This is a genomic window from Paraburkholderia lacunae, assembly GCF_003353175.1.
Lineage (GTDB): Bacteria > Pseudomonadota > Gammaproteobacteria > Burkholderiales > Burkholderiaceae > Paraburkholderia > Paraburkholderia lacunae.
Map to the genome: position 1 here is coordinate 353,883 of NZ_QHKS01000007.1, position 7,010 is coordinate 360,892.

Consider the following 7,010-nt stretch of genomic DNA (forward strand, 5'->3'; position numbering starts at 1 on the left):
AGAAAAATACAATCGAGACACGCACCCAATTGGTGAAAGGGGTGAAAAATCAATGGCCGAGCGCCGCTTTCAGCAGCTTTCGAGTGTAAGGATGGGAGGGTGTCGCAAAAATCTGCTCAACCTCCCCGCTTTCGACAATCGAACCGTTTTGCATGACGGCCACACGGTGCGCCATCGCCCCAATCACGGCCAGATCGTGGCTGATGAATACGAAGCCGAGGTTGTACTTGTGTTGCAACCCGGCGAGCAGTTTCAGCACCTGCTGCTGGATCGAGACATCGAGCGCACTGGTCGGCTCGTCGAGGATCAGGATGCGCGGCTCCAGCACCAGAGCGCGCGCAATCGCGATCCGCTGACGCTGGCCACCGGAGAATTCATGCGGATAGCGGTACAGCACCGTGCGGTCGAGTCCGACTTCGCGCAGCACGGAAATCACCTTGTCGCGCCGCGCTTCCTGGGTCATCTGCGGCCGATGCAGCGCAAGCCCTTCGCTGACAATCCGCTCGATGGTCTGGCGCGGCGAAAGCGAACTGAACGGATCCTGAAAGACCACCTGCATGTTCGAACGCAAGGTGGTCTGTTCGGCGCCGCGATAGCTGCGAAGCGGCCTGCCCTGAAACTCGATCTCGCCATGAGCGGTGCGTTGCAGACCGAGCAGCGCCATCGCGAGGGTCGATTTGCCCGAACCTGATTCGCCGACAATCCCCAGCGTCTCGCCCTGGCGCACCGATACGTTCGCATCCGCGACCGCGCGGAAGCGCCCCGAGCGGAACCAGCCGCCCAAGCCCGGCAGTTTCGTCTTGAAATCGACCGAAACTTCGCGCGCTTCGAGCAGCACCGGCGATATCGGCAACACCGGCACGACCGTGCGTTCCGGCCGGCTCGCCAGCAACCGCTGCGTGTACGGATGCTGCGGCGACTCGAACACCTGCTCGACCGGCCCGCTCTCGACCAGCTCGCCCTTCTCCATCACCGCGATGCGCTGCGCGAAGTGCCGCACCAGGTTCAGGTCGTGCGTGATCAGCAGCACGGCCATGCCGCGCTTTGCCGCTTCGTCGCGTTGCAATTCCAGCAGCAGGTCGACGATCTGCGCGCGAATCGTCACGTCGAGCGCGGTAGTGGGCTCGTCGGCGAGCAGCAGGCGCGGGCGGCACGCAAGCGCCATCGCGATCATGGCGCGCTGCCGCTGGCCGCCCGACAACTGATGCGGATAGCTATTCACGCGCTTGCCCGGCTCCGCGATGCCGGTGCGCCCCAGCAGCGCCACCGCGCGCTTGCGCGCCTCGCCGGCCGCAACGCCGTCATGCACGACGATGGTCTCCGCAATCTGGTCGCCGACCGTGTAGAGCGGATTGAGCGCCGTCATCGGTTCCTGGAAGATCATCGCGATGTCCGAGCCGCGCATGCCGCGCATTTCGCGCTCGCTTTTGGCGAGCAGATCTTCGCCGTCGAAACGGATCGCCCCGCTCACCTGCGCATCGCTCAACAGACGCAAAATCGACAGCGCGGTCACCGTCTTGCCCGACCCCGATTCGCCGACCAGCGCCACCCGCTCGCCGCGTTCGATCGCGAGCGTGACGTCGTTCACCGCGACGGTATCGCCGAACGTCACACGCAGACGATCGAGTTCCAGCAGCGGCGTGCTCACGCCCGGCTGTGCTTGTTGCTCAATGCCGGCGCTCACTGATTACCTCCGGCGCGCATCGCATCGGAAATGCGGGTGTCGAGCGCGTTGCGCAGCGCGTCACCCATGAAGGTCAGCAGCAACAGCATCGCGACCAGCACGCCGAAGGTCGACAACGAAATCCACCATGCGTCGAGATTCGCTTTGCCTTGCGACAGCAATTCACCGAGGCTCGGCGTCGGCGACGGGACACCCAAGCCGAGAAAATCAAGGCTGGTAAGCGCGAGAATTGCGCCGCTCATGCGGAACGGCAGAAACGTGATGACCGGCGTCAGACTGTTGGGCAGTACATGCCGCCACATGATCTGCCAGTTCGACAGCCCCATCGCCCGCGCCGCGCGCACATAGTCCTGCTGACGATTGCGCAGAAACTCCGCACGCACGTAATCGGACAAGCCGATCCAGCCGAACAGCGACAGCAGCACGATCAGCAGGATGAAGCCCGGCTCGAAGATCGACGAAAAAATGATCAGCAGGTAAAGCTCCGGCAACGCACTCCAGATTTCGATCAGCCGCTGCCCGATGATATCGGTACGTCCGCCGAAGTAACCCTGCACGGCGCCCGCGGCAATCCCGAGCACGGTGCCGATCAGCGTCAACACCAGCGCGAATTCGACCGACACGCGAAAACCGTACAGCAGGCGCGCGAACAGATCGCGGCCGCGGTCGTCGGTGCCGAGCCAGTTCTCGCGCGACGGCGGCGCCGGGTTCGGCGCCTTCGAGAAGTAGTTCAACGTGTCGTAGTAGTACCGGTTCGGCGGATACAGCGCGAAGTTACCGGGCGCGTCGAAACGATGCTTGATATACGGATCGAGATAGTCGGCAGGTGTCGGGAAGTCGCCGCCGAAGGTCGTCTCCGCGTAGGTCTTGAACATCGGAAAATACAGCTGGCCGTCGTAGCGCACCACCAGCGGCTTGTCGTTCGACCACAGCGGACCGGCAAGACTCGCCGCGAACGCGGCGACGAACACGATCAGACTCCAGTAGCCAAGTCGCTGCTGGCGAAAGCGCTGCCAGACGCGGCGCGCGGGCGATGGCGACACGAATGCGCGAACCGGTTCGGTACGCGCCGCCACGTCGGCTGGAAGGCGGGCTCGATTCATCAACGCTCCAGTTGTTCGAATTGGATGCGGGGATCGACCCACACATAGCAAAGGTCGGAAATCAGCTTGGTCGCGAGACCGATCAGCGTGAACAGATACAACGTGCCGAGCACGACCGGATAGTCGCGCCGCACCACCGATTCGTACGACAGCAAGCCGAGGCCGTCGAGCGAGAAGAGCGTCTCGATCAGCAGGCTGCCGGTGAAAAAGGCGCCGATAAACGCCGCCGGAAAGCCGACGATCAGCGGCAGCAACGCATTGCGAAACACGTGCTTCCACAGCACGCGTTTCTCGGACAAGCCTTTCGCGCGCGCGGTCAGCACATACTGTTTGCGGATCTCGTCGAGGAAGGCGTTTTTCGTGAGCATCGTCACGACCGCGAAACTGCCCACCACGGAGGCCGTGATCGGCAACGTGATATGCCACAGGTAATCGACGATCTTGCCGCCGAGGCTCAACTGCGCCCAATTGTCCGAAGTGAGATTGCGCAGCGGGAACAGTTGCAGGAAAGTGCCGCCGCCGAACAGCACGAGCAACAGCACGCCCAGCACGAAGCCCGGAATCGCGTAGCCGATCAGCACCACCAGACTCGTCGCGACGTCGAAACGCGAGCCGTTGCGCACCGCTTTCGCGATGCCCAGCGGCACCGATATCAGGTACGTGAGAAAGAAAGTCCATAAGCCGATGCTGATCGACACCGGCAGCTTGGAAACGATCAACGACCACACGCTTTGATGGCGGAAATAGCTCTGCCCGAGGTCGAACGTCGCGAAACGCTTGAGCATCAGGACGTAGCGTTCGAGCGGCGGCTTGTCGAAACCGTACAGCGCCTTCAGTTGCGCGACTTGCTGCGCGTCGACGCCGTTATGCGCGCGCAGGCCGAACGGCGAGCCGCCCTCCGCGCCCTTGCGCAGCTCGTGCTGCATCTGCTCGACCGGGCCACCCGGCACGAACTGGATCACGCCGAAAGTCAGCGTCAGCACGCCGAGCAAAGTCGGGATCATCAACAGCAGGCGTTTTAGGATGTAGCTCCACATGGGCGGCATTTCCGGTGCGAAGGCAGTGAATGAATGGACGTTTCAGCGCGGCTGTGGCTGTGGCTGTGCATACCACCACGTCGACGTGATCCAGCCTTCCGCTGAATAGTACAAGGGCAGCGTCTGCGGCCACGCAAGGCCGCGCTTGAACGCCACCCGGTGCGTCGCGCTGTACCAGTGCGGCACCACATAGTAGCCATGCATCAGCACACGGTCGAGCGCGTGCGTTGCGTCGACCAGTTGCTCGCGCGTCTGCGCATGCACGAGCGCATTCAGGATCGCATCCACAGCCGGCGATTTCAGGCCGACCATATTGTCCGAGCCGGTCGTATCCGCAGCCTTGCTGCCGAAGCGGTCGATCTGCTCCGAACCGGGCACCTGCACGTCCGGCATGCGGATCGTGGTCGTGTCGAAATCGAAAGCGTCGAGACGCTTCTGATAGACCGCGAAATCGGACACGCGAAACGTTGCGGTGATACCGAGCTTCTGCAGGTTACGGATGAAGGTCGCCACGATCGGCTCCATCGACGAGGACGAACCCGAGTCGTCGAGGATCTCGAAGCGGAACGGCTCGCCTTTGGCGTTACGCAACGCGCCGTCGCGATAGGTCCAGCCGGCCTGCTGCAGCAACGCACGCGCTTGCAGCAGATTGGCGCGCAACGAACCGGGCAGATCGGTGTCCGGCTGTTTCGGCGGCGGACCGAACACGGCTGGGTCGAGTTTCGAACGCCACGGTTCGAGCAAAGCCAACTCGCCCGGCGAAGGCAGCCCCTTCGCCTGCAAATCGGTGTTGGCAAAGAAGCTGTCGATGCGCGTGTACTGATTGAAGAACAACTGGCGGTTCAGCCATTGAAAGTCGAGCGCGAGATCGAGCGCCTTGCGTACGCGCACATCCTGGAACAACGGCCGGCGCGTGTTCAGCATGAAACCCTGCATGCCGGTGCCGTTATGTTGCGCAAACTCGCGCTTGATCAGCTCGCCGCTGTCGAACTTCTTGCCGACGTCGCGCCGCACCCAATTGCGCGCGACGTACTCTATCAGCGCGTCGTACTCGCCTGCCTTGAACGCCTCGAGCCGCGCCGTGCCATCCGAATACAGCTTGTAGACAATGTGCTCGAAGTTGTTCGTGCCGACGCGCACCGGCAACGCCGCGCCCCAATAGTTCGGATCGCGCCGGTACGTGATCGTGCGGCCGTTGTCGTACTGCTCGATCAAATAGGGCCCGCTGCCGATCGGTTTTTCGAACGCCAGTTGATCGAATGCAATCCGGCTGCCATCCGGCTTCATCCCCCACTTGCGCGAAAACACCGGCATCCCGCCCGCCAGCAAAGGCAACTCGCGATTGCGTTGATGAAACTCGAAGCGGATCGTGTGCGGATCGACCACCACCGCACGCGTGATCTCGCCGAAGATCGACGCGAATTGCGGCGCGGCTTGCGGGCTCTTCAACGTGTCGAGCGAAAACTTGACGTCGTCGGCGGTGACCGGATCGCCGTTCGAGAAGCGTGCGCGGGGGTTGATGTGGAAGGTCGTCGAGAGGCCGTCGGACGCGATGCTGATGTCGTCGGCGAGCAGGCCGTATGCGGAGGCGACTTCGTCGCTGCTGCCAATCGTCAGGCTTTCGAACAGCACACTGACGCCCGGCGCGGTATTGCCGCGCAGCGTGAACGGATTGAATTTGTCGAAGCTGGTGAGCCGGCTCGGATTGGCCAGCACCAGCGTGCCGCCCTTCGGCGCGTCCGGATTGACGTAGTCGAAGTGTTTGAAACCGGCCGGATATTTCGGTTCGCCGTATTGGGCGATTGCGTAGACCGCATGTGCCTGCGGCGCGGCGAGCCATGCCCACGCGCTGCACAGTGCGATGGCGAACCTCGCTCTGAATGAACGCGGCGCAACCGGTAGACCGACACGCGAGAGCCTGTGAATCATGCCGCGCCGAGGTGCACGAGGCGTTTGAACCCATCGCGAGCCAGTTGTCATAGGGGCCTTGTTGGTCAGAGGGCGGTGGCAATGTGAGAGAATTCTACCTAATTAAATCCGCACAATCCGCACCTGCGCGTTGGCGACATGCGCGTTGGCGACATGCGCGTCGGCGACATGCGCGTCGGCGACATGCGCGTCGGCGACATGCGCGTCGGCGACATGCGCGTCGGCGACATGCGCAGGCTCGACATCCGGGCCCGCGACGTCCTCGTGTGCCGCGCACAGACCTTAATAGGAGAATTCATGGGCTTCCTCGCTGGTAAACGAATCTTGCTGACCGGCCTGCTGTCGAACCGTTCGATCGCATACGGCATTGCGCAAGCCTGCAAGCGCGAAGGCGCCGAACTGGCGTTCACGTATGTCGGGGAACGTTTCAAGGACCGCATTACCGAGTTCGCAAGCGAGTTCGGCAGCAACCTCGTATTCCCGTGCGACGTTGCCGACGACGCGCAGATCGACGCCCTCTTCGCGTCGCTGAAAGAACACTGGGACGGCCTCGACGGCCTCGTTCATTCGATCGGCTTTGCACCGCGCGAAGCGATTGCCGGCGACTTCCTCGACGGCATGACGCGCGAAAATTTCCGCATCGCGCATGACATCTCCGCGTACAGCTTCCCGGCGCTCGCCAAAGCCGCGCAATCGATGCTGACACCGGATGCGTCGCTGCTCACGCTGAGCTACCTGGGCGCCGAACGCGCTATCCCGAACTACAACACAATGGGTCTTGCCAAGGCGTCGCTCGAGGCGAGCGTGCGTTATCTGGCGGTGTCGCTCGGTGCGAAGGGCGTACGCGTGAACGGCATTTCAGCAGGGCCAATCAAGACGCTCGCCGCAAGCGGCATCAAGGGCTTTGGCAAGATTCTCGAATTCGTCGAAGGTAATGCGCCGCTCAAGCGTAATGTGACGATCGAACAGGTCGGCAACACGGCGGCGTTCCTGCTGTCGGATCTGGCGGCCGGCGTGACGGCGGAGATCGTGCACGTCGACAGCGGCTTTAGCGCCGTGGTCGGCGGCATGGCTGCCGTAGCCGAATAAATGTGCATGCGTTGACGCGAGTCGACGGCCCGTAGGTTTAGCGCGGTGACCCGTCCTGACATAGGTTGACACCTACGCACCGCTGTTCGCGGTTAGAAACGCCCGATGAACTTCATCGGGCGTTCTGTATTTTAAAGAATGATGCGGTCGTTCCTGGTTGTAGATCTG

5 protein-coding genes are annotated in these 7,010 nt (G+C 62.4%); 1 reads left to right on the plus strand and 4 read right to left on the minus strand.

The genetic code is table 11. The features are described from left to right. Positions 1-49: 49 nt before the first annotated feature. Genes DLM46_RS13435 through DLM46_RS13450 form a run of 4 tightly spaced genes read right to left on the minus strand, consistent with a single transcriptional unit; the run spans position 50 to position 5,804 of the window. A complete protein-coding gene (locus tag DLM46_RS13435) occupies positions 50-1,684 on the minus strand; it encodes an ABC transporter ATP-binding protein (protein ID WP_115101233.1) in 1,635 nt (544 codons plus the stop codon). Then, positions 1,681-2,787, minus strand: a complete 1,107-nt coding sequence (locus tag DLM46_RS13440; RefSeq protein WP_115101234.1) for an ABC transporter permease — start codon at positions 2,785-2,787, stop codon at positions 1,681-1,683. Before DLM46_RS13440 ends, DLM46_RS13435 begins: the two co-directional genes overlap by 4 nt. Then, a complete protein-coding gene (locus DLM46_RS13445; protein WP_115101235.1) occupies positions 2,787-3,824 on the minus strand; it encodes a microcin C ABC transporter permease YejB in 1,038 nt (345 codons plus the stop codon). The genes DLM46_RS13440 and DLM46_RS13445 overlap by 1 nt, the downstream gene beginning before the upstream one ends. Before the next feature lie 42 nt (positions 3,825-3,866). Continuing rightward, positions 3,867-5,804 (minus strand): extracellular solute-binding protein, encoded by a 1,938-nt coding sequence (locus DLM46_RS13450; RefSeq protein ID WP_115101236.1) that lies wholly within the window; start codon positions 5,802-5,804, stop codon positions 3,867-3,869. A 246-nt stretch (positions 5,805-6,050) separates the two neighbouring features. Between DLM46_RS13450 and fabI the strand changes: the two genes are divergently transcribed. Then, a complete protein-coding gene (gene fabI, locus DLM46_RS13455; RefSeq protein ID WP_115101264.1) occupies positions 6,051-6,842 on the plus strand; it encodes an enoyl-ACP reductase FabI in 792 nt (263 codons plus the stop codon). The last annotated feature ends 168 nt before the right edge of the window (positions 6,843-7,010 follow it).